At 65.9% G+C, this 25,263-nt stretch carries 24 protein-coding genes and 2 pseudogenes; 13 read left to right on the top strand and 13 right to left on the bottom strand.

Translation table 11 applies throughout. From position 1 onward, the window contains the following. Window positions 1-259: 259 nt before the first annotated feature. The 9 genes from AC50X9_RS19900 to AC50X9_RS19860 all read right to left on the bottom strand — a co-directional run bounded on the left by AC50X9_RS19900 (window position 260) and on the right by AC50X9_RS19860 (window position 7,469). Complete coding sequence (locus tag AC50X9_RS19900; RefSeq protein WP_494896532.1) at window positions 260-556, bottom strand: rhodanese-like domain-containing protein; 297 nt, start codon at window positions 554-556, stop codon at window positions 260-262. A 28-nt stretch (window positions 557-584) separates the two neighbouring features. After that, complete coding sequence (locus AC50X9_RS19895) at window positions 585-1,496, bottom strand: sulfite exporter TauE/SafE family protein (RefSeq protein ID WP_494896530.1); 912 nt, start codon at window positions 1,494-1,496, stop codon at window positions 585-587. Next, a complete protein-coding gene (locus AC50X9_RS19890) occupies window positions 1,493-2,140 on the bottom strand; it encodes a rhodanese-like domain-containing protein (RefSeq protein WP_494896528.1) in 648 nt (215 codons plus the stop codon). The genes AC50X9_RS19895 and AC50X9_RS19890 overlap by 4 nt, the downstream gene beginning before the upstream one ends. A gap of 338 nt (window positions 2,141-2,478) precedes the next feature. After that, window positions 2,479-3,957, bottom strand: a complete 1,479-nt coding sequence (locus tag AC50X9_RS19885) for a protein adenylyltransferase SelO (protein ID WP_494896526.1) — start codon at window positions 3,955-3,957, stop codon at window positions 2,479-2,481. A gap of 74 nt (window positions 3,958-4,031) precedes the next feature. After that, complete coding sequence (locus tag AC50X9_RS19880) at window positions 4,032-4,340, bottom strand: hypothetical protein (protein ID WP_494896524.1); 309 nt, start codon at window positions 4,338-4,340, stop codon at window positions 4,032-4,034. A 121-nt stretch (window positions 4,341-4,461) separates the two neighbouring features. Then, on the bottom strand, window positions 4,462-4,842 hold the full coding sequence (locus tag AC50X9_RS19875) for a VOC family protein (RefSeq protein WP_494896522.1): 381 nt from the start codon (window positions 4,840-4,842) through the stop codon (window positions 4,462-4,464). Between the two features lie 266 nt (window positions 4,843-5,108). Then, window positions 5,109-6,380, bottom strand: coding sequence for an MFS transporter (locus tag AC50X9_RS19870; protein WP_494896520.1), 1,272 nt, complete (start codon window positions 6,378-6,380; stop codon window positions 5,109-5,111). Window positions 6,381-6,478: 98 nt separating this feature from the next. Beyond that, a complete protein-coding gene (locus AC50X9_RS19865; protein ID WP_494896518.1) occupies window positions 6,479-6,784 on the bottom strand; it encodes a DUF1905 domain-containing protein in 306 nt (101 codons plus the stop codon). 115 nt (window positions 6,785-6,899) lie between these two features. After that, window positions 6,900-7,469, bottom strand: coding sequence for a ferritin (locus AC50X9_RS19860; RefSeq protein WP_494896516.1), 570 nt, complete (start codon window positions 7,467-7,469; stop codon window positions 6,900-6,902). Between the two features lie 276 nt (window positions 7,470-7,745). Here AC50X9_RS19860 and AC50X9_RS19855 point away from each other — a divergent pair, with 276 nt between their 5' ends. Then, a complete protein-coding gene (locus AC50X9_RS19855; RefSeq protein WP_494896514.1) occupies window positions 7,746-8,156 on the top strand; it encodes a nuclear transport factor 2 family protein in 411 nt (136 codons plus the stop codon). Window positions 8,157-8,187: 31 nt separating this feature from the next. After that, entirely contained in the window at window positions 8,188-9,288 is a 1,101-nt protein-coding gene (locus AC50X9_RS19850) for a serine hydrolase domain-containing protein (RefSeq protein ID WP_494896512.1), read from the top strand. A 117-nt stretch (window positions 9,289-9,405) separates the two neighbouring features. Here AC50X9_RS19850 and AC50X9_RS19845 read toward each other — a convergent pair. Then, window positions 9,406-10,461 (bottom strand): annotated as a pseudogene (locus AC50X9_RS19845) (benzoate/H(+) symporter BenE family transporter); the annotation flags it as partial. A gap of 445 nt (window positions 10,462-10,906) precedes the next feature. On the opposite strand from AC50X9_RS19845, the gene AC50X9_RS19840 reads away from it, so the two are divergent. From AC50X9_RS19840 to AC50X9_RS19800, 9 genes are all read left to right on the top strand, one after another. Next, complete coding sequence (locus tag AC50X9_RS19840) at window positions 10,907-11,461, top strand: Rieske 2Fe-2S domain-containing protein (RefSeq protein WP_494896510.1); 555 nt, start codon at window positions 10,907-10,909, stop codon at window positions 11,459-11,461. Next, window positions 11,458-12,150 (top strand): SRPBCC family protein, encoded by a 693-nt coding sequence (locus AC50X9_RS19835; protein ID WP_494896508.1) that lies wholly within the window; start codon window positions 11,458-11,460, stop codon window positions 12,148-12,150. Before AC50X9_RS19840 ends, AC50X9_RS19835 begins: the two co-directional genes overlap by 4 nt. A 154-nt stretch (window positions 12,151-12,304) precedes the next feature. Beyond that, the gene (locus AC50X9_RS19830) at window positions 12,305-12,694 is read left to right on the top strand and encodes an aromatic-ring-hydroxylating dioxygenase subunit beta (protein WP_494896506.1); all 390 of its coding nucleotides are present in this window, start codon (window positions 12,305-12,307) and stop codon (window positions 12,692-12,694) included. Further along, entirely contained in the window at window positions 12,691-13,218 is a 528-nt protein-coding gene (locus AC50X9_RS19825) for a ferredoxin reductase domain-containing protein (protein WP_494896505.1), read from the top strand. Before AC50X9_RS19830 ends, AC50X9_RS19825 begins: the two co-directional genes overlap by 4 nt. Beyond that, window positions 13,215-14,021 (top strand): 1,6-dihydroxycyclohexa-2,4-diene-1-carboxylate dehydrogenase, encoded by an 807-nt coding sequence (locus tag AC50X9_RS19820; protein ID WP_494896500.1) that lies wholly within the window; start codon window positions 13,215-13,217, stop codon window positions 14,019-14,021. Before AC50X9_RS19825 ends, AC50X9_RS19820 begins: the two co-directional genes overlap by 4 nt. A 255-nt stretch (window positions 14,022-14,276) precedes the next feature. Next, window positions 14,277-15,506: an MFS transporter gene (locus AC50X9_RS19815; protein ID WP_494896498.1), complete on the top strand. Its 1,230-nt coding sequence runs from the start codon at window positions 14,277-14,279 to the stop codon at window positions 15,504-15,506. 96 nt (window positions 15,507-15,602) lie between these two features. Further along, complete coding sequence (locus tag AC50X9_RS19810) at window positions 15,603-15,983, top strand: ATP-binding protein (protein ID WP_494896497.1); 381 nt, start codon at window positions 15,603-15,605, stop codon at window positions 15,981-15,983. Window positions 15,984-15,987: 4 nt separating this feature from the next. Then, a complete protein-coding gene (locus tag AC50X9_RS19805; protein ID WP_494896495.1) occupies window positions 15,988-18,462 on the top strand; it encodes a helix-turn-helix transcriptional regulator in 2,475 nt (824 codons plus the stop codon). 293 nt (window positions 18,463-18,755) lie between these two features. Beyond that, the gene (locus AC50X9_RS19800) at window positions 18,756-19,943 is read left to right on the top strand and encodes a TerC family protein (RefSeq protein WP_494896493.1); all 1,188 of its coding nucleotides are present in this window, start codon (window positions 18,756-18,758) and stop codon (window positions 19,941-19,943) included. A 167-nt stretch (window positions 19,944-20,110) separates the two neighbouring features. Here AC50X9_RS19800 and AC50X9_RS19795 read toward each other — a convergent pair whose 3' ends face one another. Continuing rightward, window positions 20,111-21,034 carry a 5'-3' exonuclease gene (locus tag AC50X9_RS19795; RefSeq protein ID WP_494896536.1) on the bottom strand — a complete coding sequence of 308 codons (924 nt, stop codon included), beginning with the start codon at window positions 21,032-21,034 and terminating at the stop codon, window positions 20,111-20,113. Between the two features lie 122 nt (window positions 21,035-21,156). Continuing rightward, window positions 21,157-22,194 (bottom strand): M23 family metallopeptidase, encoded by a 1,038-nt coding sequence (locus AC50X9_RS19790; protein ID WP_494896534.1) that lies wholly within the window; start codon window positions 22,192-22,194, stop codon window positions 21,157-21,159. A gap of 1,034 nt (window positions 22,195-23,228) precedes the next feature. Between AC50X9_RS19790 and AC50X9_RS19785 the strand changes: the two genes are divergently transcribed. Beyond that, on the top strand, window positions 23,229-24,404 hold the full coding sequence (locus AC50X9_RS19785) for a cytochrome P450 (RefSeq protein ID WP_494896491.1): 1,176 nt from the start codon (window positions 23,229-23,231) through the stop codon (window positions 24,402-24,404). A gap of 59 nt (window positions 24,405-24,463) precedes the next feature. Further along, a complete protein-coding gene (arfB, locus tag AC50X9_RS19780; RefSeq protein ID WP_494896489.1) occupies window positions 24,464-24,886 on the top strand; it encodes an alternative ribosome rescue aminoacyl-tRNA hydrolase ArfB in 423 nt (140 codons plus the stop codon). A 12-nt stretch (window positions 24,887-24,898) separates the two neighbouring features. Here arfB and AC50X9_RS19775 read toward each other — a convergent pair. Then, window positions 24,899-25,263, bottom strand: a pseudogene (locus AC50X9_RS19775) (thiolase family protein); the annotation flags it as partial.

Below are 25,263 nucleotides of genomic sequence, written 5' to 3'. Positions count from 1 at the left end.
CCACGGCCTCACCTTTCGCCTGGCAGCCAATCAAATAGCTCGCCTGGGCGAGGTCCTCGTCGTAAATGCGTTCCAGAAGCATGTGCTCTCCTTCGTTAAGAGGTGCGGGTCTCCCCGTCTACTACTAACAATAATAATACCCCGGGGGGTATCTTGCAAGGTGACTGGTGCCGTGGGTTCGGCGATTCAATACCCGGGTGGCGGCAGCGACGTCGCGTCATCGCGGGGACCTTGTGTCGTCGCCGAGGAGGAAGGTCGGTCAGGCAGTCGGCAGGCCCGCCCGGGCCCACGCGATCATGCCGCCGTCCATCGTGTCGGCGGTGAAGCCGGCAGCGTTGAGGGCATCCGCCACCCGGGCGCTGCGGTTGCCGCTGCGGCAGATGGCGATGACGGGAACCTTGGGGTCGAGCTCGGACAGCCGGGCCTGCAGCTCGCCCATCGGGATATGGATCGCTCCGGGGATCATGCCCTCGGCAACCTCGAAGTCCTCCCGCACGTCCAGGACCTGCGCCCGGTTCCGGCGCTGGTCTGCTTCGGTGATGCTGATTTCTGCCATGGTGGTGCCTTTCGGTTCAGCGGGTGTGTCAGACCGGGAGGGTCTGGGTGTCGCGTTCGCGGGCCGTGCGGTTGGACTTGCGGAGCGGGCAGGCACTGACGAAGAACCAGCAGATTGCCGCCGCAATGAGCGCGGCTCCGGCGACGCCCAGGGCGATCGGTCCGCGCAGATCCACCGGGGCCTGTTGAATCAGGACGAAGGCGCCCATCACCAGCACGAACCAGCCGAAGCCCTTGCGCAGCGCCGCTTCCGGAATCCGGCCGGCGAGCTTGGAACCGATCAGCGTTCCCACAATGGCGGCCGCGGTAACGGACAGTGTGATTCCCCAGTCCAGCTCCACGGTGGTCAGGTAACCGGCCAGTCCGGCGAAGGACTTCATCGCGATCACTACCAGGGAGGTGCCGACGGCGATTGCCATCGGCAGGCCACCAAGCAGCGCCAGGGCCGGGACCACGAGGAATCCGCCGCCGGCGCCGACCAGGCCGGTGACCAGACCGACGACGAGGCCGTCGAGCAGAACGCGGACGAGCGGCAGTTCGGTGTGTTTTGGGGTCCCGGGGCCCGCATCGGACTTCTTCCGGCGTCCGCGGATCATCGCGATCGAGGTGGCGACCATCATCAGGGCAAACGCGATGAGGAGGATCTGGCCGGGGATGTGCCCGCCCAGCAGCCCGCCTACGAAGGCGCCGACCATGCCGGCGGCCCCGAACAACAGGCCGGTGCGCCACATGACGCGACCGGCGCGGGCGTGGCTGAAGACACTGACCGCCGAGGTGACGCCGACCACGAACAGGGAAGCGGCAATGGCTTCCTTGGCTTCGAACCCGGCCACGTAGACCAGAATCGGCACCGTCAGGATGGATCCGCCGCCGCCGAGCACGCCGAGCGACAGCCCAATGAGTACGGACAGGGCGAGAACGAGGATCAGTGTCGCGGTCATGAGGCCTTGGCCGCCGGGGTCACGGAGTCCACGACGGGGAACTGCAGGATCGCGGACTCGCGGGTCGGCTCCTGGGCGGCCTGGTTCCACGGCATGGCAGAAATTGCCTGGCCCATGGCACAGGTGTTGGTGGCGGCTGAAAAGGTCAGGCCCGCTCCGATGGCGCCGGCGAGGAGCCGGACCTTGGGCGAGACGAACCTGCCTCCGGCGAGCCCCAGCACCACGAGGGAGCCGGCGGCGAGTCGGACCTGGCGCTCCAGGGCCCAGCGCGCCTTGCCGCGGATCACGTCTCCGCCTGCCGCTGCGAACGCGGGGGCGCCCCCGGTCAGGACGTAGGAGGTGCCGATACCTGCGCCGCCCAGCCGCTGCCGGGCCTGCTCGGCACGCGCGCCCGACTGGCAGACGAGCACAACGCGGCTGCCCAGGCGGGCCGCCAATTCCTCCGTGTGCTCGGCAAGCAGCGGCAGCGGGACGTTGTAGGAGCCGCGGATGTGCATGTTCTCGAATTCGGCGGCCGAACGGACGTCAATCACGATGAGGTCCTGGTGTTCCTGGAACCAGCTGCGCAGCGTTTCCGGGGCAAGGGCGGTGACTGTCGGCGAAGTGGGAGCAGCCTGGGTGGAGGAAGTGGAAGGGGACGTCATGGGTGTCCTTTCAAGAGGGTCAAACAAAACATGAATACCCCACCGAGTATTGCAGATACCCCCAGGGGTAGTCAAAAATACCCAAGGGGGTATAACCCGTTAGCGAAACCCGCAGCATTTGGACCTTCTGAGCCTGCGCCCCTAAGTCCCGGCCGTTCCGCCGTGTGCGCCCATGGCCAGCGGACCTCCGACAAAAGTCCCGGTACAGGCGCAAGGCGGAGCCGGGGATCAGCCCGAGTCCCCGAGTTGTGGGCAGCGCGCAGACCAGTGAGAGCAGGCGCGGAGCAAACACCAGCAGAGGCCGCCCCAGGCCCTCGGCTCCGCCGACCTACAGGGAATCAGGTGCCGCAGAACGTCCGGTACGTACCGAAGTCTTCGGGCGCGGCGTCGGCATAGCGTTCGAGTCCGGGGCGCTCGGTGAACGGGCCTGTCACCGCGCTCAGGAGGCCTTGAAGCGGACCCAGATCACCATCAGTGGCGGCGGTGAGGACCTCCTCCACCAGATGGTTGCGCGGGATATAGACAGGGTTGACCCGGTCCATCGCGTCGGCGTCGGGACCCAGTGAGCTCCAGCGCCCGGCCCAGGCATCGAAAGCTTCCGGATCGGGAAACAGGCGCCGCACGGGTTCGCCGCGGCCGCGGGCGGCCGAGCCCAGGCGGCGGAAGAACGATGTGTGGTCGACCCTCCCCTCCTGCAGGAGCCGGAGCAGCTCATCCACCAGAGACGGGGTGTCGCCGTCGTCGTCGAGGTCCTGGGGCAGACCCAGCTTGGCCTGCATGCCGGCTGACCAGGCGGCGCTGTATTGGCGCCGGAAGGCGCTGAGGGCTTCCTGCGCATGGGCGACCGCGCGCTCCTGGTCGTCGTCGAAAAGGGGCAGGAGAGACTCTGCCAGGCGGGTAAGGTTCCATTCCGCCACAACCGGCTGGTTGCGGTAGGCGTAGCGTCCGGTCTCGTCGATCGAGCTGTACACCGTTGCCGGGTCGAAAGCGTCCAGGAAGGCGCAGGGGCCGTAGTCGATGGTTTCGCCTGAGATTGTCGTGTTGTCGGTGTTCATGACACCGTGCACGAACCCCACCAGCATCCACCGGGCCACCAGCGATGCTTGGGCGGCAACCACTTCCTGGAAGAACGCGAGGTAGGGGCTCTCGGCATCCGCGGCGTCGGGATAGTGCCGGATGATCGCATGGTCGGCGAGGCGGCGCAGCAGGTTGATGTCGCCCGTGGCCCGGGCGTACTGGAAGCTGCCCACACGCAGGTGACTGCCGGCCACCCGGGTGAGGACGGCGCCCGGCAGCATGGTTTCGCGGCGCACGTCCCGCCCCGTCGCAGTGACGGCGAGGGACCGTGTGGTCGGGATGCCCATGGCGTGCATCGCTTCGCTCACGATGTACTCGCGCAACATCGGACCCACCGCCGCCAGACCGTCGCCGCCTCGGGCGAACGGGGTGCGCCCGGAGCCCTTGAGGTGGACGTCGCGAAGGCGGCCATCCGTGTCGGTGATTTCTCCCAGCAGCAGCGCACGCCCGTCGCCAAGACGGGGAGCCAGCCAGCCGAACTGGTGGCCGGCATAGGCCTGTGCCACGGGGGTGGCGCCGCCGGGAACCAGAGTACCGATCAGCAGGCGTAAGCCGTGGAAACTCCGTAAGTAGTCCGGATCCAGGCCCAGCTCCACGGCCAACGGCTCGTTGAGCACGAGAAGACGCGGATCCGGAGCTTCCTCCGCCTGCCAGGGAATGGCCATCTCCCCCAACTCGCGCGCAAACCGGCCGTCAAAGCGGCCATCGAGGGCGATGGTGGACGGGGCTTCGGCAGTCATACCTCAAGGTTACCGCCGGTCCCCTTGGCGGCCTGGCCGTGGTTCTCTGCGCCGGGTTGGCCGTCCGCACCGGTTCAGGGCATGGCGGCGGCCACTTCCTCGATGGCGACCGTTTCGATAATCCTGGTGGAGGGTTCTCCGACCAGCGCCGGAGCGGTCACTCCGGTTTTCCACGTATCGTTCTGCAGCCGGCCGAGGAAGTCCACGGCGGCCTCCTGCGTATCGAAATCCATTTCGAGCATCACGTAATCCTCCTGGTCGAGGGGACGCGAGATTCGGTAGGACCGCACTCCGGAAGCCGCGCGGTCCAACGGGTCACTGTCGAAAGCACTTCTCCACATGCTGAAGTCCCGGACCTGGTGTTCGATCTGCAGGGTAATCATGGGGCACTCCTGTCGACGGTACTCGAAGCACAACTGTAGGCCTGGAAGGCCGCTTCACGTAAGAGTGTGCCGCCCGTGCAGGGTCCCAGCTGCAGGGGCGGCGCCTCCTAGTGCACCAGCGCTATTGGCCCTGGAAGAGGTTGAGAATGTTGCCCTCCGTGTCCAGGAACCACGCGGCCTTGCCGACTGGAGTCGAAGCGATCCCGTTCTCAGTCTTCAGACCCGGGAAGTCGTACTCCTCGAACACAACACCGCGGCCGCGAAGGTCCTTAACCTCGGCCTCAAGGTCGTCGGTTGCCCAGCCCATCTGGGTGTTTTTCGCTGTTCCTGCATTGTCGGTCTTATACAGCAGGAAAGCCGTTCCCTTGCCACAGCGGTACATCAGGTTCTCTTCGTCCATGGCGTCCGCCGGTTCGAGTCCCAGCACGTCACGGTAGAAGCTGCGTGCCCGGTCAATGTCCTTGGCGGGGAGGACTGCGATGATTTCGAGATCCTTCAGCATGACTAATTCCTCCGTCTTGATCAGCGTTGTTCAGGTCCTGGACGTCACCCCAGCTGCCATCCACTGCTAGAGACGTCCGCCGCGAACTTGGCGAACCCGGCCACGTCGTGTGCACCCGGGCACAACACCCAGGTCGGCTGATTGCCAGCACCGGCCGTGGACACCACAGATCTCCCTCTAGCAGGTGCTGATGCGCATAATCGTAGGCTTGGGGCGGCGGGAGTCAAGACCGCGTCGGTTCCGCCCAGTTGAGCCCGATTTCGCGGCTAGGACGGCCGCGGCTGTTTGTCCGCACTGTCGGAGTCGCTGGCCTGATCGGCCTGGTGACGCTGCCGCCGGCTCGACAGCAGGAAAGGTACGGCGATCAACTCGATCACGCCTCCGATCGCCAGCGAGGCAGGGTAACCGTAGAGATCAGCTGACCGTCCCAGCAGCGGCTGCACCACCACGCCCCCGGTATTCCCCATGAGGGAATCGAAGCTCAGCACCGTGGCCCGCTGCTTCGACGCGATCATGTCGTTGAGGTAGGCCTGCCGCACAGGCGTGCCTACTGCGGAGACGAGAGCCCAGAGCGCCAGCAGCACCAGGGCGACCCAGAACACCTTGGTGAACCCGAGCACCACCAGGATCAGGGAGCCAATGATGCTGCTCAGAATCAAAACCGTCGTGCGTTTGCGAACCAGTCTCCGGATGCGCGGCGCCATCCAGCCGCCGAGCACCTCGGCTCCCGCCACGAGTGCCGCCGCCAGTCCCGCCACGGCGTACGCGTGGGGATCGCCAAAGAGCTCAAGCAGGTACGGCTGGAGGGCGTAGAACACGTAGATCCCGACGCCGTAACTGAACGGCGCTGCCAGCATCACGTATCGAACCGGCGGATTCTTCAATCCGTTGTCGATCGAAGCCGACAGTACGGCGCGGGTCGCCTGAAGCGGACGGGCCGAGCGTTCCGGGGTGAAACCGACATCGCGCATGAGCCAAAAGGCCACGACAAACATCAGCACCAGCACTCCCACGCGGAGCAGGAAGGGCACGCCGAGGTTGGTGGCCTGCGCGATGACACCGCCGGCCACCGAGCCGACCAGCATGGCAACGCCCGACACCATCAGGCCCCGGCCAAGCACGGCCTCCAGCCCGCCCTCATACCCCGAGAAGCGCAACGCGTCGACAAGCCAGGCCTCAACCGCGCCGGAGAAGAACGTGAAGCCCAGACCCAGTAAAACGGACACGACTGCCCACCACCAGAAGGGTGCGGAAAGTTGCCAGAGCAGGTAGTAGAGGTAAGTTGACGCAGCCAGGGTCGTGGTGCCCAGCAGGAATGAAACGCGGCGGCCCCAACCATCGGCAACCACTCCGGTCGGCACCTCGAACAGGACCATCCCGGCCGTGAAGAAGGCGTTCGCAGCGAAAGCCTCCAGGTTGCTGAGTCCGGCGTCCAGCAGGAAAAGAGTGTTGATCCCCCAGATGAACGAGGCCGCCAGTGTATTGCCCAACGTCAACGTGAGGTAGATGAGCTGGATTTTTCGGGCGGCGGCGTTCATCTGGTTGCCGCCCCGCCAAAGCGAGGAGGGAGCACGAGCCCATTCTCGTCCGCTTGGGTTGTACACACCAGAGCTGGGATCAGGCAGAGCGGGGCCGCTCAGCCGCCCCCGGCCAGCTCAAGGTGATCGGTAACTTGGTCCCCTGCCGTGATACCTGCGGTGACTCTGATGGCCTTCTTGACGGGAAGCAGATACGACCCGCTCGTACTGTCCGGAAAGAGTGACGTGGACCAGCTGTGTCCGCCAATGTAGGCGGTGACTTTGACGGAGCCGAAGCCCCGGCGGAACGCCACCGCGTCGTCCCGGATCTCTGCTGCCACCTCCGCCGGGACGGTGAGGAAGTGCCATCCGGCTTCACCCGGATAGCGCCACAGCCTGGCCGTGAAGGTATACCTCAGCACCATCGTCCGGTTCTTGCAGGAATGGTCTTTGGTGCCAGGTCGAGGCCGCGCCGGGCCCGAAGTATTCCAGCCGATTCCCCGGTTGAGCCCGCGCCGGGGGCCACACCGGGCGCCATTGCTAGAGCGACCCGCCCGCGACCTCGGGAGTGCCCGGGTCCTCGAAGGGTCCGCCGCCGCCGTGACTGCGATGTCCGCCGCGCCCTCCGCCGTCGCCCACCCTTTCGCGGGCCAGGAAAGTCTCGACGTCGAAGAGGTTGTCGGCCCGGCGGGCGACGTTGAGCAGGGTGGACATCGACGCCACCTCCTCGACCTGCTCTTTGAGGAACCAAAGCATGAATTGTTCACCCAGCGGGTCGTTTTCCGCCCGTGCCGCTGCGAAGAGTTCCTTGATGCGGTCCGTGACCTCCAGCTCCTGGGCCAGGGCCAGGACCAGCGGCTCCTCCGCCGAACTGAAGTCGTTGCGGACCGGGTCGATCCCCGGGATGGTGACCCTGATTCCACGGTCCAGAATGTACCGGACCATCATCATGGCGTGGTTCCGTTCTTCCAGGGATTGGCGGTAGAAGTGCTTGGCAAGCTGGGGAAGGTCCTGCCCGTCGAACCAGGCGGCGATGGCGATGTACTGCTGGGACGCTGCGAACTCATTACCTACCTGGCGGGTCAGCAACTCGTTGAATTGTGGGCTCATGGTGCTCTCCTCAAGACGGGGTTCAAGGGTATGGGCCTGCGGCGCCCATGATCGAGGGGGCCGGACTGACCGAGGGCCTCTAACGAGAGTCCTCCGCCTTCGATCTCCCCGTCAAGGTCTTCCCTCGCTGCTTCTGGTTGGACGGGGCCGGCGAGGCAGAGACCCGCGAGCTCTGGAGACCCGGGAGGGTTCGGCGTAGATTTGCGCCGGGATCGGAGCACCCCGCGCGGTCCTGGCCCCGGGCCGGCGGAGTGCACGCACGGAGGGAGTGAAGAGATGAGCGAAGTGGTGGACCGGCTCGTGGCCGCGTTTAATGCCCATGACCTGGAAGCTGCTGCGGCGCTGTTCCACGAGGACTACCGCAGTGAACAGCCCGCGCATCCCGCCAGGGCCTTCACGGGCCGGGCGCAAATGCACGCGAACTGGGCGGCGATGTTCGCCGGAATTCCTGACTTCCATGCCGAATCGGTCCGCTCCGTCGACGACGCGGACACAACGTGGAGTGAGTGGTCCTGGACCGGCAACCGCACCGACGGGAAGCCGTTCCAGGTCCGGGGAGTGACACTTTTCCGGATCGAGGGCGGCCTGATAGTAGCCGGCAGACTCTACCTGGAAGACGTCGAACGCGAAGGGGGCGGCATCGAGGATGCTGTGGAGGCCCGGTCGGGCCGGCGGCCCGCCAGATAACGGAAAGTTCCCGAACGGCTGCACTCCCCAAGTGCTTGCCGAAAGCATCGCGGCGGGGAGACCGCCGCGCGGCATGGCGGCGGCCGTGATGAGGATGATGAGCCGCGGCGGCGTGCCGGGCCTGTCCCTGGCCGTGGTGAACCGCGAACGGGTGCTCCTGGCCGCGGGCTACGGTCTCGCCGACCTTGCGACGAACACGCCCGCAACCGCGTCGACGTCGTACCTCTGGTTCTCGATGTCCAAGATCGTGACCGCGACGGCCGCGATCCGGCTCGTGGACGAGGGACGCCTTGACCTGAAGGCCCCGGTCCGCGAATACCTCGACTACCTGCCGGCCGGGACGACGGCGCCGAACGTGGGCCAGCTGCTCAACCACACCGCCGGCTTCGGCAACCCGCTGCCGATTCGCTGGGTGCATGCGGCCGGCGCGGATGCCCCGGACCCAGGGACCCTGCTTCGCCGGCTGGCCGGTAAGCGGCGCGCCTTCCGCTACCCGGCCGGGCAGAGCGCCCGGTACTCCAACGTCGGCTACCTCGCCGCCGGACAGATCATTGCGGCCGCGGCCGGGATGCCCTTCGAGGACTACCTCCAGCGGTCCGTCCTGCAACCTGTGGGCATGCAACACACCGGGTTCCACTATCAGGCAGGTGCGGAGCCGGCGACCGGCTACGTCAAGGCGCCCCGAATTATGGAGCCGCTGCTGCGCGGTGTGCTGCCCGCGGGGATCGCCGGGGATCGTCACGGGCCGTATCTGTCGCTGAACCCCTTCTACGTGGACGGTCCCGCCTACGGCGGCCTGGTGGGCGATGTCTGGGACGCCGGCAGATTCCTTCGGATGCACCTTCGCGACGGCGAGCTCGACGGGACCCGGATCCTGTCCCCCGAGTCCGCCCGCCGCATGCGCACCATTGACCAGGCAGGCAAACCGTTCGACCACGGAACCGGCTGGTTTCGCCGGCCCACGAAGACTCCAGACCAGTGGGTGGAGCATTTCGGCGCCGGCGCGGGCTTCTGGAACGTGATGCGGCTCTACCCCGACCGCGGCCTCGGCATCGTCGTGATGAGCAACAGCACCAGCATGTACGACTTCGAACCGCTCTTCGCGCTCCTGGCGGCTGCGTCCTGGTCCTAAGCCACGGCCGCCATCCTCCGTCCCCGGGTGGTCAGGCCGTGGGCCTGCGTCGCCCCAGTAGACGCAGATGCCGGCCAGGCATCCCCAAAACGGGGACACAATTCCCCACGGGGCAATGCCGGACGCGGTCACTGCCAGCGTGACCAGGGCGGACTCCTGTACCGCCGGGCGCCCCTCAGCGCCCACGACCACATCGCGGACGGCTCCCTGGAGCGCGCCGAGCAGTGCCACCCCCGCCAGGGCGGTCAGCATGGGCGCGGGGATGACCGCGAACAAGGCCACGACGGCCGTGCTGAATGTGCCGAAGATCAGATAGAAAACTCCGCAGGCGAGACCGGCGACGTACCGCCGGCGGGAATCCTCATGGGCTTCTGGCCCGGCGCAAATGCCCGCTGTGATCGCGGCAAGGTTGATGGCGTGGCTCCCGAACGGGGCAAAGACCACCGAAGCGACGCCGGCTCCGCCCAGGAGCAGCCTGTCGTTTGGCAGGTACCCACTGCTATGCATCATCGCCAGCCCCGGTCCGTTCTGGCCCGCCGTTGTGACGATGAGCAGCGGCACCGCAATTCCCATCACCGCCGAAACACTGAAAGTCGGGGCTGTCCACAAGGGACCGTTTAGCGCAAGCGACGGCTGCGGGGTGGAAATGTCGCCGGCCAGGATCCCCAGCAGTACACCGGCGAAGAGTGCCACAACGACCGCGTAGCGGGGAACAAACCGCTTTCCGGCGAAGTACGCCAATGCCAGCCCGCCTGCCACGAGTGGCGAGGACACGACCGCGCCGGCCGCGTTGAGGACGAACGGCAGCAGCACTCCCGCCAGCACGCCAGCGAGGATCGGCTTCGGCACGACAGACAACAGCCGACCGAAGAGACCGGTAACACCGAGCACAGTGCCCAGGACGCCGGCGACCAGGTAGGCACCAATGGCATCGGAATAGGAATAGTTCCCCAGCGCGGTCAGCAGCAGCGCTGCGCCCGGCACAGACCAGGCAACCATCACAGGCTGCCTGGTGACCAGGCTGAGAACTGAACACACCACGCCGCTGGCAATCGAAATCGCCCACACCCAGGACGTGGTCTGCCCGGAGCTGAGTCCCGCATTCTTAGCTGACTGCAGGACCACCAGCAGCGGACCCGAGTACGACACAACGACGGCGACCAGCCCGGCCATAACTGCGGACACGGACATCGCGGCGCGAAGGCCCAGCGGCCCGGCCTCACGCGAAGGCGGCGCTGGCGGGGTCCTCGATGTCAAAGCCATGGGCCGCAGCCGGCCTTGACGCTGACATCCAATCGGACTGCAAAGTACAAGGTTGTTTCTTCTCTGGAGCTGGTCGCACAGACGAAGTACCAACGCCGCACCGGTCCGGGTTGCTGGTTCCACAGCTTAGGACCGAATTTTTTAGTATTCAACAAATACTCATTTCCACCATTTTCGGATGTTTTAGCTATGAATTGGGGCCTAGGCGAGGCCAGGCAAATGCCTAGTGTGATGCGCGCCACGCACTGGCAGGGTTGATGCAATCACCATTGACCGGCTGCTCGTTTCGGCGGTCCGCCCGGGCAGCGCAGCCCGGCACCACGGGCAACGCGGCCCGATATCGATAGGAGCCAACATGACAGAGACCCTGGCGGGCATCCGAGCCCACCTCGACGAGGCACTCGTGGAGGATCACGAAAACGGCGTCTTCCGCGCCAATCGCAGCATCTTCACGGATGAAGACCTTTTCGAACTCGAGATGAAGCACATCTTCGAAGGCAACTGGGTATATCTGGCGCACGACAGCCAGATCCCGAATGTGGGCGACTACTTCACCACCTTTATCGGCCGCCAGCCGATCATCATCTCCCGCGACAAGCAGGGCGGCCTCAATGCCTTGATCAATGCCTGCAGCCACCGCGGCGCAATGCTGTGCCGCCGCAAGACGGACAACCGCACCACGTTCACCTGCCCGTTCCACGGCTGGACCTTTAACAACACCGGCAAGCTCCTCAAGGTCAAGGATCCCCGCGAAGCAGGCTACCCGGAGCAGTTCAACAAAGAGGGTTCCCACGACCTCACCAAGGTGGCCAGGTTCGAGAGCTACCGCGGTTTCCTGTTCGGCAGCATCAACCCGGACGTCCTGCCTTCGGAGAACACCTGGGCGAGTCCACGAAGATCATCGACATGATCGTCGACCAGTCCCCCGACGGCCTGGAAGTCCTCCGCGGCGCGTCCACCTACACCTACGACGGCAACTGGAAGCTGCAGGCCGAGAACGGCGCTGACGGCTACCACGTCTCCGCCACACACTGGAACTACGCGGCCACCACGGCACGCCGGACTACCGGGGAGTCGGCAAACGAAACCAAGAACATGGACGCTGGCGGCTGGGCCCAACAGAAGGGCGGCTACTACTCCTTCGACCACGGCCACCTGCTGCTCTGGACCGAGTGGCTGGACCCGTCCAACCGTCCGCTGTTCGACCGCAGGGACGAACTCGTCGAGAAGTACGGCGTGGAGAAAGCCGACTGGATGATCAACATCTCGCGCAACCTGTGCCTCTACCCGAACGTCTACCTGATGGACCAGTTCGGTTCGCAGATCCGGCACTTCCGGCCCATCTCCGTCGATAAGACCGAGGTGACCATCTACTGCATCGCACCCAAGGGCGAGAGCGACGTGAACCGCGCCAATCGGATCCGCCAGTACGAGGACTTCTTCAATGCCTCCGGCATGGCCACCCCCGATGACCTGGAAGAGTTCCGCTCCTGCCAGAAGACCTATATGGCCACCGCTGCTCCGTGGAACGACCTCAGCCGCGGGGTCATGCACCAGATCGCCGGTCCGGATGCCAACGCCGACAAGATCGGCCTTTAGCCCATTTCCAGCGGCGCCAAGACCGAGGACGAGGGTCTCTACCCCATCCAGCACGGCTACTGGGTAGAGACCATGCGCAGAGCGGCAGCCGCCGAAGAAGCCGCCGACGCGGCCGCACAGAACTAGGTCCGCAAGGAGCCAGAGGAGAATCCCCATGACACAAATCATCGAATCCGAACCCCAGGACGCGACCGCATTCGCGCCCGCCGGCCCGGCAAGCCTGGAAGAAATCCGCGCTTTCCTGTACCGCGAGGCACGGTTCCTGGACGACCGCGACTTTGACCGCTGGCTGGACTGCTACCACCCCGAAGCCGAGTTCTGGATGCCGGCCTGGGCCGACGACGACCAGCTCACCAGCGATCCCCAGCGCGAAATCTCACTGATCTACTACGCCAACCGTGGCGGGCTGGAGGACCGCGTCTTCCGCATCAAGACCGACCGCTCCAGCGCGACCAGCCTGCCGGAGCCGCGTACGGGCCACAACGCGGCCCCACCGCAAATGAGTTGCGCTTCCTCATCCGCACGGCACCCGACGGCGCCATGACCACCTACCTGAAGGAACGTGCCGCCGTCGGGGACATCATCCCGCTGACCGGTCCGATGGGCAGCTCCTTCCTCCGGGACATCAAGCGTCCGGCGCTGATGCTGGCCGGCGGCACCGGAATCGCGCCGCTGCTGTCAATGCTCGAGAAAATCGCCACCAACCTTGAAGATGCTCCCGCCCATCCCGTGCACCTGGTCTACGGCGTCACGTTCGACAAGGACCTGATCGAGCTGGACAAGCTGGAGCGGTATGCCGAGGCCATCGAGAACTTCAGCTTCACCACCTGCGTGGCGGACCCGGGCAGCGCTGCAGAGAACACAGGCTACGTCACGCAGTACATCACGGCCGCCCAACTGAACGAGGGCGACGTGGACGTTTACCTGTGCGGACCGCCGGCCATGGTGGACGCCGTCCGCAAGTACTGGGACAGCCAGGGCATCACCCCCGCGAACTTCTACTACGAGCGCTTCGCCGTCGGAAGCACGGCAGCCGCGGCGCCGGCCCTCGCCGGGGCCGTCGCTTGAGCACGAACGGCGCCCGGGCGATCAGCCCGGGCCGGTTCGCCGGCAAGGTTGTGGTGGTGACCGGAGCGGCGCAGGGAATCGGGCACGCGGTTGCCTCGCGCGTCGCGGCAGAAGGTGCCGACGTCATCCTGCTGGACCGGGCCGAGCTCGTCCGCGAGGTTGCCGGCGAGCTCGCTGCCGGTGGAGCTTCCGCGTTCGCCATCACGGCAGACCTGGAAACCTACGACGGCGCCAGCGCCGCCATCGTGGCGGCCCTGGCCCGCCACGGCCGGATCGACGTCCTGATCAACAATGTGGGCGGCACCATCTGGGCCAAGCCCTACGAGCATTACCAGCCCGAGGAGATCAGCCAGGAAATCCAGCGTTCGCTGTTTCCGACGCTGTGGACCTGCCGCGCGGTTCTCCCCCACATGATCAGCCAGCAGGGCGGCGTCATCGTCAATGTCGCCTCCGTCGCCACGCGCGGCGTCAACCGCGTTCCCTACGCCGCCGCCAAGGGCGGAGTGAAAGCCATTACGTCGGCCCTTGCCCTGGAAGCCGCTCCGCGCGGCATCCGCGTCGTGGCCACGGCTCCGGGAGGAACGGAAGCCCCGCCCCGCCGTGTCATTCGGGGTCCGCAGCCCGACGGGACTGACGAATTGGCCTGGTACCAGCAGATTGTTGACCAGACCATCGATTCCTCGCTGATGAAGCGGTACGGGACCCTCGACGAACAGGCCGGTCCCATCGCGTTCCTCGCCTCGGACGAGGCCTCCTACATCACGGGCAGCGTCCTCGCTGTCGCCGGTGGCGACCTGGGCTGAGCTCCCGCCACCCGGCCGTGCCAGCCCGAATTCCGACACCGACTGACCCCACCCTGCCGCAATGACGCGGCCCAGGCCTTTGGAGCCAAAAAATGAACGCACTTGCCGCATCCTCGGATGCCACACGCAAGAAGACCGTCCGCTGGGTGATGGCAGTTGCCGCCGCAGCCCTGCTCTTTGACGGTTATGACCTCGTGGTCTACGGAACTGTCGTTTCATCGCTGCTGCGCGACCCCAGCCAGATTGGGGCGCTCGATGCTGCCCAGGCCGGGGGTCCTGGGAAGCTACGCCCTGCTGGGCGTGATGGTGGGCGCGCTCACCGCCGGCGCCGTGGGGGATTTCCTGGGCCGGCGGAAGCTGATGCTCATCAATATCGTCTGGTTTTCGCTGGGCATGGCATTCACCGCCATGGCCACCAGCATCCCGGCCTTTGGGCTCCTGCGGTTCCTGACCGGCATCGGCGTAGGAGCCCTTGTCGCCACAGCCGGAGCCGTTGTCGCCGAGTTCGCTCCCGCCGGAAAGCGCAATTTCTACAACGCGCTGGTGTATTCGGGAGTGCCCGCCGGAGGCCTTCTCGCCTCGCTGCTGGCCATCGTGCTGAGCGGGGTGGCGGACTGGCGCGGCCTGTTTATGATCGGCGCCCTTCCCCTGGTCATCCTGTTCCCGCTGGCGTACTTCAAGCTGCCCGAGTCACCGAGGTGGCTCCTCGCCCGGGGCCGCACAGAAGAGGCCACCGCACTGTCGCTGAAGACGGGTGTTCCGCTCGACGACGGCGACGCCGGCAGCACAGCTTCAGGGATAGCAGCGCTCCCCCCGGCGGCAGTAAGCAAGGCCGGCCGGCCGCTGGCCGGTTTCGCCGCCCTCGCCACCGGCAACTACCGCACGCCAACCATTCTGCTCGGACTCATGAGTTTCTGCGGCCTGCTGCTGACCTACGGGCTGAACACCTGGCTTCCCGAAATCATGGGCCAGCATGGTTATGGCAAGACCTACTCACTGACATTCCTCCTTGCGCTGAACGCCGGAGCTGTAGTTGGCGGGCTCGTCGCCTCACGTTCGGCGGACAGGTTTGGTCCCCGCGCGGTCGTTGCCACGACGTTCGTTATCGCGGCTGTTTCCCTCATCCTGCTGACGTTCGAGTTTCCGCTCCTGCTGCTGGTCGCCGTTGCTTTTGCCGGCGTGGGCAGTTTGGGTACCCAGGTGCTGGTCTACGGGTTCGTTTCCAACTACTACCCGACGCCGGCCCGCGCGGCTGGCGTCGCGTGGTGCGCAGGATTCGGCCGACTGGGCGGCATCCTCGGGCCCCTTGTCGGCGGTTTCCTGATCAGCGCCAAAGCACCGAGCAATGTGGCGTTCGTAGTCTTCGCCGCCGTCGCGCTGGCCGGTGGACTCGTCACCTTTTTCGTCCGCAGGCACCGCATCGCGGCCGAACCGGTTCAGCCGGATACCGAGGAAGTACTCGCTCCAGCGTCGCAGGCCGGGTGAGCCGCTGCGTCGCAGGTCCGGTCGGGGCCAGTCAGGCCGGTGGAAACTGCGACCCACTTCACACTGCCGGGGCACTCCCCCGTAAGGTTGGACACGATGTTTGACAACGAAGCCGGACACTTGGCCGGGCGCAGTGCGGCGACGCGACAGCTGGCGGAGCTGCTCCAGACCGCCCGCTCGGGAACGCCCGCCGTCGGCGTCGTACGCGGCAGCCAGGGGATGGGCAAAACCGTCCTGGTGGAATCCTTCCTCCGACGCGAAGCAACCGCCGGCCTCCGGCCACTGATTCTCAGAGCGGCCGGCGCCGTCTGGGAACGCAACACGGATTTCGGGGTAATCCAGCAGTTGCTGTCCGCGGCAAGCGGGTTTGCAGCTCCCCCGGGGGCGGAACTACCACCCGAATTTGCGCCCGAAGCTGACCCCGGGGGTCGCCGACGGTCCGGCGGGCTACGGGACGGTTCTGCTATCCACGATTGACCGCTTGACCGCCGATGAAAATGGGCCGCTGGTTCTTTGGCTTGACGACATCCAGTGGGCCGACCTTCCCTCGCTCCGAAGCCTTCTTTACGCGTTGCGCCGGGTGGGACGAAAGCCACTGTTGACCATCCTGGCTGCGGATTTGAGCGTCAGTGAACTGGATGAAGGTGTCTCAGGACTTCTCAGTTTTCCGGCCGCGCGGACCATAAGGCTGGGCCCGCTCACCCCGGGCGATGTCCAGCTGATGGCACGACGAATGCCTGGATTCGGGGACGCGGAACTTCCTCTGCCGGCCGCAAGGACCTTGGTGGAGCACACCGGCGGCCGCCCCGGACTGGTCCAGCCGCTGCTGGAGCAGCACCCGGCAGCGGTCTGGTCGACCGGTCAGCGCGTTCTTCCGGTGCCTGCGGAGCTGCTGGCATTTGTCCAAACCACACTGGCGCAGCTACCGCCGGCCGCGGCCGCGCTCACCGAGGCGGCGGCAGTGCTGGGCACCCGTTCCCCGCTGGCGCTTGCCGCGGAACTGCCAGGTGTTTCGGACGCTGTAGCGGCCGTTGATGCGGTTGCCCGCCCGGGCCTGCTGACGCTCTCAACGGCCGGCGCGGAAAAACTCCTCCGGTTCCCGCTGCCGGCGGTGCGGGCCGCCGTTTATCAAAACCTCGGGCCAGGCCGGCAGCCGGAGTTACATGCCGCGGCTGCCCGGCTGCCGGCTATCGGGGGCGAACGGCTGGGGCACCGCGCTGCTGCTGCGCTGTTGCCTGACGCTTCGCTGGCCCGCGAGCTGGAACGTGCGGCGACTGTCTACGCCGCGTCAGGCTCCTGGGGTTCCGCTGCCGACGCCTACGCCGAAGCGGCCCGGCTGAATTCTCAGATTCCGGAGCGCGAATCACTCCTGATCCTGGCCGTCGATGCGATGGTTGGGGCCGGACAGCTCCCCCGGGCCGTGACGGCTGTGGAGTCCATCGCTCCGAGCCCGCGCGGCGACGCGGTGCGCGGCTATCTCGCTGTCCTCCGCGGCCGACCCATGCAGGCCGAGGCCCTCCTCCGCAAGGCCTGGACTGCCGTCGACCCCGCCACCGACCCCGGAACGGCTGGCCAGATTTGCCAGCGTCAGGTGCTTCACGCCCTGGCCCGCTTCGACGGCAGGGACCTGGTCACGTGGGCTGTCCGGGCCAGGCTCACGGCTCCACCGAACAGCCCGCCGGCCTTCGAGGCGCAAGCTATCGAAGGCCTCGGACTCGGCGCCATGGGACGGTACGTCGAAGCGGAAGCAAGTTATGAGGCTGCAGTCCGGCCGCCTGAAGACAGCGCCCAGTACCAGCGAATCCACATGGGCAGAGGGTGGCTGCACCTTGCCTTGGACCGGGTGGATGAGGCCAGGACCGAACTCGCCGGCGCTGTTCCGCCGGAGCTTGGCCGCGGTTCCCACCGCATTACCCTCTGGGCCCAGGCCTGGCTGGCCAGGACAGACTTTGCCTTGGGTGCATGGGACGGCGCCCTGAGAACGGTGGACAACGCCGTGGCTCTTCAGGAAGAGTCCGGAATCGAGCTCCTGGCGCCCCTCCTGCACTGGACCGGCGCACAGATTCACGCACTCCGCGGCAACTCGGAAGCCGCGGCCCACCATCTGGAGCGCGCAGCTGTCCCCGCCGACAGTTACCCGATCATGCTCCTGCCCTTTTGCCTCGCCCAGGCGCAAGTGGCGGAAATCAAAGCAGACTACGACGGCGTCATCCGCGCGCTCCTGCCTGTGGTCAGGCCGGAACGCAGCAACGGCATTGACGAACCGGGGTTCTGGCCGTGGCAGGACCACTACGCCAACGCGTTGGTCATGGTGGGCCGCATAGAAGAGGCAGACGCGTTCCTGCTCCCTCACGAGCAGCTGGCAGAGCAACGCCAGCACCGGTCAGCCATGGCGCGACTGGGCTCGGTCCGGGGCAGAATCCAGGCGGCGGCAGGGGATTTCAGCGCCGCCCGCAGCACCTTTCTTGGCAGCCTGGCCCAGCTGGAGAAACTACCGATGCCCTATGCGCAGGCCCGCATAAGGTTCGTGTACGGCCAGTCGTTCCGCCGGGCCGGGAAGCGGCGCGAGGCGGCAGAGATGTTGATTCAAGCACGGGACCTGTTTTCCGTTCTGGGTGCGGCGGCCTATACCGATCGCTGCGACCGTGAATTGCGTGCCAGCGGAGTCAGCACCGACGAGAGCCGGCGACCGACGGCCAGCACACCAATGACGGCTGAGGCCCCAACTATTTTTGACGACCTGACGGACCAGGAACAAGCGGTTGCGTCGCTCGTCGCATCAGGGCTGACCAACAAGAATGCCGCGGCCGAACTTTATGTGTCGGTCAAGACTGTGCAGTATCACCTGACGAGGATTTACCGGAAACTCCACATCTGCTCCCGTTCAGAGCTTGCCGCAGCGTATCTGGAGCGGGTCCCGGGCCCGGCACAAGGAGAGTGGCACTCACCCGCCTGAACCATAGGCTGGACGTATACAACGGGGCCAATGACCGACACGGGCTGGGTTGATGAGCTTTTTCCAGACGGCAGTGATTTGGAAGTACCCCGCGGTGGAGGCGTCGGGCCCTTGTGGATTCGTCTCTGGCTGCGAACCCGGTTAGAGTGGGACTGCGTAGGGGAGTATCCCGAAGCGCTGTATCCGTCAACACGTCAGGCACCGTTGCCTGGCCGGGTGCAGCGGCCAGCCGGACGGCGGGCGGAGAGACTTATGAGGCTCGCTGCTACCCACCCTACGAAAGCAGGAACACGTTGACTGTTTCACCCCTGATCTGGGGCATCACCATTGTGCTCATCCTGGCCCTTCTGGCCTTTGACTATTTCTTCCATATCCGTAAGGCCCACGTGCCCACGCTGAAGGAAGCGGCCATCTGGTCCTCCCTCTATGTGGGCATCGCCATCATCTTCGGTGTTATCGTTCTGATCTTCGGCGGCCCGGTTATGGGCTCGGAGTATTTCGCCGGGTACATCACGGAGAAGGCGCTTTCGGTGGACAACCTGTTTGTCTTCCTGATCATCATTGCCAGCTTCCGCGTACCGCGCGAGGACCAGCAGAAGGTGCTGCTGTTCGGCATTGTGTTCGCGCTGATCGCCCGCACCGGCTTCATTTTCCTCGGCGCGGCACTGATCAATTCCTTCGCCTGGGTCTTCTACGCCTTCGGTTTGATCCTGCTCATCACGGCCGGCAACCTGCTCAAGCCCGAACCCGACGGCGAAGACACGGCCGATAACTTCATCATCCGCCTGGCCCGCAGGATCTTCCACACCACCGAGCACTACGACGGCGACAAGCTGTTCACCATGGAGAACGGCAAAAAGGTCCTGACCCCGATGCTGCTGGTTATGGTGGCCATCGGCGGCACCGATATTCTGTTTGCCCTGGATTCGATCCCTGCCATCTTCGGCTTGACCCAGAATGTCTACATTGTCTTCACGGCCACTGCGTTCTCGCTGATGGGCCTGCGCCAGTTGTACTTCCTGATCGACGGCCTGCTGGACCGGTTGATCTACCTGGCCTACGGGCTGGCGGCGATCCTGGCCTTTATCGGCGTCAAGCTGATCCTGCACGCCCTGCACGAGAACAACCTGCCGTTCGTCAACGGCGGCCAGCCGGTCCCGGTCGTGGAGATCAGCACGGGCCTGTCCCTGACCGTCATCATTGGCGCGCTGGTCGTTACCGTGGTGGCATCGCTGCTAAGCAAGGCAGGCAAGGCACAGACCGCGATCAACAATGCCCGCCGGCACGCCGTCAGCTACCTGGACCTCGAATACACCGCGGACCCCGCCGAGCGCGAGCGTATCTACAGCGCCCTGCTGGAGGAAGAACGGCTGATCGAACAGATGGAGCCGAAGTACCGGAACAAGGCCAAGGACGTGGACACGATCCGCGCCCAGTCGGCTGAGGCGCACCGGCAGCACGAACTGTACCTCGCCCGCTAGCCGGCGGTACGCCGCAGTGAATCCCATACCGGGAACGATCCAGGAACCAGGGATTTAGTCGCCGGTGCAGGGGCGGAGCCCGCCCCTGCACCGGCCTTTCTGTGTGTCGGTGGAGCCCTCCAGTCCCGGCAAGCAGAAACGGCGGCAGCGACTCAGCGGCGCTCCCCTTAAGGATGCAGGTCAAACGCTTCGAGGAGTCTCCTCACGGAGCCACCGAGGTTCCATTCTGTCGCGAGGCGCTCAAGGTCTGCGCGCGCGTCGCCGACAATAGGGTGAAGTTGCGCGCCCGCCTCCTCGAGCGTCGGCAGCTCGAGGTCGCGCACGATCCGCACGACGGTGGGCGCCACTGACAGGTAGTCCTCGGCCGCGGCGAGCTTTGTCCGCACGGATGCGGACAGCGCGCTGCCGGCGTCCGCCGCCGCGGCGAGCAGCCCGTCGAGCGTGCCGTACTCCCCCAGCAGCGACGCCGCGGTTTTCTCACCGATGCCGGCGACGCCCGGCAGGCCGTCGGAGGCATCGCCGCGCAGGGTCGCGTAGTCGGCATACTGCTCGGGCAGCACGCGGTACTTGCCGACGACGACAGCGTCGGTCAGGACTTCGAGGTTTTTCATGCCCCGCGCCGTGTAAATCACCCGCACTTGGCGGGCGTCGTCGACGACCTGGAAAAGATCGCGGTCGCCCGTCACGACGTCGACGGGAAGCTCGGCGTGGCTGGCGTATGTGCCAACGACGTCGTCGGCCTCATGTTCGGCAGCCCCCACGACGGCGATGCCCGCCAGGTCCAGCACCCGGCGGATCATCGGAATCTGTGCCTCGAGCTCCTGCGGCACAACTTCGACGTCGGGGGCGCCCGCAACCTCCGCGGCGACCCGGTGGGATTTGTACGTTGGAATGAGGTCCACCCGCCACTGCGGACGCCAGTCGTCGTCCCAGCACGCCACGAGATGCGTGGCGTTGTAGTCAGTCGTGAGTCGGGCAATCATGTCGAGGAGGCCGCGAACGGCGTTCACGGGCGTCCCGTCGGCGCGACGGATCGTGTCGGGAAGGCCGTAGAAGGCACGGAAGTACAGCGACGCGGTGTCGAGCAGCATCAGGCGGGGCATAAACGATCCTGACACGGATGCCGCGCCCGCGGTGGACCTTCGCGGTTTGTGTCGTCACTGATTGGTCAGGGCCGGCGAAGCAGTCCCGATCGCACGCGGTTTCTGTATCCTCAGGCGGCCGGCATCACGGTCACGGGCGCCTCCGGACCGGGGGGCGCCGTCGGGTCCACGGGGCCCGGCGGGACCGGCAGGTCCCCAGGACTGGGCGGGACCGGCGGGCCAGGCGGGACCGGCGGATCAGGCGGGACAGGCGGGTCTCCCGGATCGGGCGGGACCGGCGGATCCGGTGGGACAGGTGGCGACGGGTCTCGTGGATCGGGCGGGACCGGCGGGTCAGGCGGCACAGGCGGCAACGGGTCTCGTGGATCCGGCGGGACCGGCGGGTCAGGCGGCAACGGGTCTCGTGGATCCGGCGGGACCGGCGGGTCAGGCGGCACAGGCGGCAACGGGTCTCTTGGATCCGGCGGGACCGGCGGGACCGGCGGGTCAGGCGGCAACGGGTCTCTTGGATCGGGCGGGGCCGGCGGGACCCGAGGATCTCTTGGATCCGGCGGCGGTTTGGTCACCGGGGCCTCGTTGTCGCCTCCAGTGACGTTGCGTTTGCCGGCGTCCGTTAACGGAACTGCCCAGACCGGAGGGTGTTCCGCTGGGGTGCCGTGGCCTGGTTCGAATCTCAATGCGGGGAGGTCATCGAGCCGGTCCAATTGGGCAACTGGCAGGAGCGTCCAATTGAGGGGATTCGCGTGTATCCCTTTGACGATTGTTTCGAAATGCAGGTGGCATCCTGTGGACGACCCGGTCGTGCCGACACGCGCCACGACCTCACCTACCTTCACAGACTGGCCTTGTTCGACGGCGCTGGATTCTAAATGGTTGTAAGTTGTGATGATCCCGTTGCCATGGTCGATTTCCACGCGATTACCGCCGCCCCAGGCATGCCATCCAACTGCCCGGGCCACGCCTGCGTCGGCGGAGTAGACACGGGTGCCGCACGGCGCCCCGAAGTCCTGCCCCCAGTGAAATTCCCCGGCAGCGCCACTGAGTGGATTCTTTCGGAGTCCAAAGTGCGACGTCGGGTTTAGAACTTCCAAAGGCGCAAGTAGGGTCCCTGCGGAGGGGCGCACGAGTTCACGCGAGGCCACGGTCATGTTGCGGGTACCGTCCGCTGCGATGGTCTCAACGTTAACCCGGTCAAAAGAGAGCAGACCAGCAGGGTCCGCGACCACGGGAGATTCTCCTGGCGTCAGGGGCGGGGTCGCTGGATTACCGGTCGGCTCCGCGGACTTCGCTGTGAGGGCTAGCCGCTGGGCAGAAACGGTCGCAGCTGCGGTGGTCGCTGGGGGAACCGGAGGCCACGACGCCCGGAAATCCAGGACCACCAGCAGAACTACGACTAGGAATGCAACCGACGACGGCCGTCGGAGCAAACACCCCAGCGGCCGGTCGAAGAACCCTCTTTCTTGGCGTTTGGACACAAGCTTTCTCACCCGGACCCTGCTACCGTCGTTGAATTAAATCTTCGAGGCCCATGCTCTGAAAAGGACGCCCAAAGGGGCAGTTGGGAGGGCACTGCGAGCAAACAGGCGGGGATATAGACGCGGAGTAGACGGGCACCCGGGGCTAAGTTGCCGCGGAGGGCCCCTCATCATTAGGGCAGCGATGACCGTGAACTACGGCCCGGTTCGTGCATACCCATGCCGATGGCCGGCGGTCCCCGGGTCTGGCGCCCATCGTGGACGGCGATGAGAACGTCGGCGACCGAAAGTGCTGCTCCGATCATTGTGGCGGTTCTCCCCTTGTCCCGTGCGGCGGCCTAATGCCGGATCGAAAGCGACCGGACCCCCTGGTTCATCGAGCGGCACGACCTCGGTATCGACCGGGTTTGTGGTGTTCACAATGTCCAGAGCCCTTTGTGAGAGCACCAATTCGTTGTCGCCGTTAATCGCCAAGTCGTCATGACCAACCGCGCCGTGTGTCACGAGCTCGATGAACGGCGGAATCTCTCGGCCGGCATAGAGCACCTCGAAATTTTCCGAATGAGAAACCTCCATGAAACCGCAAACTTGCCCACTGACGCGAGGAGCGTGCGTCGGATAAAATCAGGCTCCCACGGTCCACCCACCCAACGCCCCGACGCTTCGGCCTGACCGATAGATCGCCGGGCTGAGCAGAGAGGCCAGCCATGGACTTCGCCCCCGCCAAGGAGCATCCGCTGGATCCCTTCCCCCATTACGAGAGGATGCGGGAAGCAGCGCCCGTCTTTCATGACGAATCATCGGGCAGTTGGCATGTTTTCCGGTATGACGACGTACAGCGGGTGCTGTCCGAACATGCCAGGTTTTCCTCTCGGATGGGCGGCGACGCTCCATCCGGGACGGGCCAGCTGTTCGCAGCGAGCCTGATCACCACCGACCCGCCGCGGCACCGGCAATTACGCTCCCTGGTGACCCAGGCGTTCACGCCAAAGGCTGTGGACGCGCTGGCTCCCCGGATCTCAGCGCTCACGGAAGAGCTTCTGGAGGGGGTCGCGTCCCTCGGAACAGCGGACCTGATCCGGGAGTTTGCCTACCCGCTGCCGGTCATCGTGATCTCGGAACTGATGGGCATCCCCGCGGAGGACCGTGACCGCTTCAAGCAGTGGTCCGACGTAATCGTCAGCCAGACGCGGACCGGTGCCGCGAACGAGGACCACCACACCACGAACGTGGAGATGACCGAGTACTTCCTGAACCTGATCGACCAGCGTCGGAGCAAGCCCGGCACTGATTTGATCAGCAACCTGCTCTCCGCCGAGATTAACGGGCAGAAACTCAGTGTGGTCGAGCTCCTCGGCTTCTGCAGCCTGCTACTCGTCGCCGGCAATGAAACAACCACCAATCTCATCGGCAACGCGGTTCTCTGCTTCACAGAAGTTCCCGGCACCATCGACCGGTTGCTCAAGGAGCCGTCACTGCTTCCCCAGGCGATCGAGGAAGTGCTCCGCTTCCGGTCACCGGTCCAGTCCATGTACCGGGTCTCGGTTGCGGACACCATACTGGGCGGCGTTCCGATACCGGCCGGCGCCCCGCTGGTGGCCTGGATCGGCTCCGCGAACCGCGACGAGCGGCAATTCCCGCGTCCGGCCGAGTTCGACATCGACCGGGACCAGATCCGGCATCTGGCGTTCGGCCACGGCATCCACTTCTGCCTCGGGGCCCCGCTTGCACGGCTTGAAGCACGGATCGCGCTGGAGGCCCTCCTGTCCCGGCTGCCCGGACTGGCCGTCGCCCCGGGATCGCTCCTCGAACGGATGGACAGCACCATCGTCTATGGCCTGAAATCGCTGCCGGCCCAATGGCACGTCCGGCAGCCTTTCTGAACCCACAAACGCAGAACGCCCCCGGCTGCTGCTTGACGCATCCGTGCAAGACTTGGTTCATGGACTTGGAGGTGTCGCCGGCGCTCACGATTCCCGCGTCGGAACTCCGCTGGAGGTTCTCGCGCTCCTCCGGGCCCGGCGGTCAGCATGTGAACACCTCGGACAGCCGTGCCGAGCTCTCCTGGAACGTTGCCGCCTCGGCTGCGCTCTCCGATGAACAGCGGACGATATTGATCACCCGGCTCGCACGCCGCCTCATCTCCGGAGTGATCACCGTGACCGCCTCCGAGCGTCGCTCCCAGCTCCGCAACCGCGAGCTCGCTTTGGGCAAACTCGCCGAACTCGTCACCGAGGGCCTGGCCCCGGATGCGCCCCACCGCCGCCCGACCAAGCCCACCCGGGGATCGGACCGGCGGCGGCTGGCCACAAAGCAACAGCGCTCAGCAACCAAACGGCAGCGGCAGCGGCCGGCCGCCGAGTAGCTCAGCCCTACGTGGCNGGCCCATCGCGATCGCGCCGCCGTGCCGGTTCACGATGCCCGGGTCGATGCCCCAGGCGGTGACGCAGGCCAGGGACTGGGCGGCGAACGCCTCGTTCAGTTCGACGGCGCCGACCTGGTCCCAGCCGATCCCGGCCTTGGCGAGGGCCTTGTTCGCGGCCTCCACCGGGGCGTAGCCGAAGAACTGCGGATCGTTCGCGTGCGCGCCGCGCCCCGCGATCCGCGCCAGCGGCTCCAGGCCCAGCAGCCCGGCAGCATTCTCGGACCCGAGCCAGGCCGCGGACGCCCCGTCCGAAAGCGGGGACGCGTTCCCGGCCGTGACCGTGCCGTCCTCGGTCCGGAACACCGTCTTGAGGCCGG

It is taken from the genome of Pseudarthrobacter sp. HLT1-3 (assembly GCF_059383535.1).
Note: the sequence above shows the minus strand (reverse complement) of the source record. Positions and strands in the feature narration are given on the sequence as shown.